This is a genomic window from Citricoccus alkalitolerans (genome assembly GCF_039528175.1).
GTDB lineage: Bacteria > Actinomycetota > Actinomycetes > Actinomycetales > Micrococcaceae > Citricoccus > Citricoccus alkalitolerans.
The window spans coordinates 1715954-1717761 of record NZ_BAAALH010000002.1; the positions used below are offsets into that span (position 1 = coordinate 1715954).

At 70.1% G+C, this 1808-nt stretch carries 2 protein-coding genes; both read right to left on the minus strand.

What is annotated here, in order from left to right:
- Positions 1 to 49: 49 nt before the first annotated feature.
- Positions 50 to 613 (minus strand): hypothetical protein, encoded by a 564-nt coding sequence (locus ABD134_RS13795; RefSeq protein WP_344230364.1) that lies wholly within the window; start codon positions 611 to 613, stop codon positions 50 to 52.
- Between the two features lie 117 nt (positions 614 to 730).
- On the minus strand, positions 731 to 1808 hold a 1078-nt coding region (locus ABD134_RS13800), incomplete at its 5' end, for a tetratricopeptide repeat protein (protein WP_344230366.1).

A 1808-nucleotide genomic window follows, 5' to 3' on the forward strand; every position in this document is an offset into this window, starting at 1 on the left:
GTGAACCCGGGGGAGCAGTCATCTCCACGCCCCGGGACGGTGGAGGCGATCAGTCATCGTCATCATCGTCATCTTCCCAGTCGTCATCGTCGTCGTCATCATCATCCCAGTCGTCATCATCATCCCAGTCGTCGTCATCGTCGTCATACGTGGGTTGCTGGGGCGCGGGGTTGGGCACCGGCTGGGGAGCCGGGACGGCGGTACGTGAGCCCGAGCCGGACCCACTCGAACCAGAACCACCAGATCCGGAACCACGGGACCCGGCACCAGAGGACCCGGAATCGGATCCTTCCTGGGCCGGGGCGGTGGTCGTCGGACCGGGCTTGGAGGAGATCTTGACCCGAGAGGACGGGGGCTCCGCGGACGTTCCGGACCCGGGCGCGGACGAAGACGGAGACGGTGAAGGCGCCGCGGTGCCGGGCGGAGTGGAGGCGACGCCGGCCGAGGACGGCGCGTTGCGCTCGCTCGCGGACGGGGCGTCACTCACGGCAATCATCGCGCCGAGGTCGACCGGCCTCGGCTGAGCGGAGACCACGGCGATGCCCAGGGCTGCCATGACTGCGACCACCATCATGATCACGGTGGCCTTGAGTCCCTTCCCGGCGTTCTTCATGCCCTCAATGATCGCGCGTGATCATGAGTCCACGATGAGAAACCGTCCCGTCCGCATGAGAAACCGGTGAAAGAGATCGGGATACCAGGCCAGGCCGGCCCAGTCCACCGGCGACGGTCAGTCGGTGCCCGGGTCGCTGTCCGCCGCGCCGGCCTGGTCAGCCTCGTCGTCGGAAATCTCCGTACTGGCGGCGGCATCGGCCTCGAGGCGTGCCTTCGTGGCGCCCTCCTCGTCCCCGGATAGGTCCAGCGACTGGGCCAGCCCGAGCCAGGCGGCCATCCTCAGGTACCGGGGGGTGTCCTCCTGCTCGGTGATCATCCGGAAGAGGGAGGCCGCCTCCTCGGCACGCTCCTGCTCCAACAGGACGTAGGCGGCGAACAGCTCCGCGTTGGAGGAGGCCATGGCGTCCTCCGAGGCGGCGAACAGATCGGCTGCCGTGAGGGCGGAGGAGACGGCGGCCGCGCCCTTGCGCAGCGCCCACAGGCCGCGGGCACGGGTGTCCGTGAAGTCGGCCTCGTACCAGGATGCGGAGGAGTCCTGGGCCAGGGCGATGGCCTCGTCCAGCAAGGCCACCCCGCGTTCCTCGCCCAACTCGCACAGGACGTGCCCGAGCGCATGCAGGGCTTGGGGGAGGACCGCAGGATCGTTGTCCTCGGACTTCTCGTCCTGGCGGGCCAGCTCCACGGCACGGGAGAACTGCTCGGCGGCCTCCTCCGGCTTCTCCTGCCGGTTGAGCAGGGCACCTGAGGCAAGATACATGCGGGCCGCCTCATCGGTGGCTCCGGCCTGCTCGAACAGGGTGGAGGCCCGGTCCCAATGCTCCAGGGCCTCTTCGGGCCGGTTCTGATGACGGGCCGCATGGCCCAGGTCAACCAATGCGCGGGCGAGTCCGGGAAGCCGCCGGGCGGCCTCCTCGCGGCGTACCAGACCGGCCAGCACGCGTTCGGCGAGGGCGTGTTCCTCGGCCTCCAGCAACTGATGCCCCAAGGCGAGCGTCAGGTCCGAGGCCTCCGGGACCTCCCCCTGCTCGGCCTGGGCCACGGCCACCTTCCAGGCGAGGATGGAGGCCTGCTGGTCGCCGGCGTCGTCCGCCAGGCCGGCCAGCAGGGCCGCCGCGGAGGCGGCACCCTTGCGCACTCCTGCGGCGGCGTGCAGCTCCACCGAGCGCAGGGCATCGAGGATGGCGGTGCCGGGG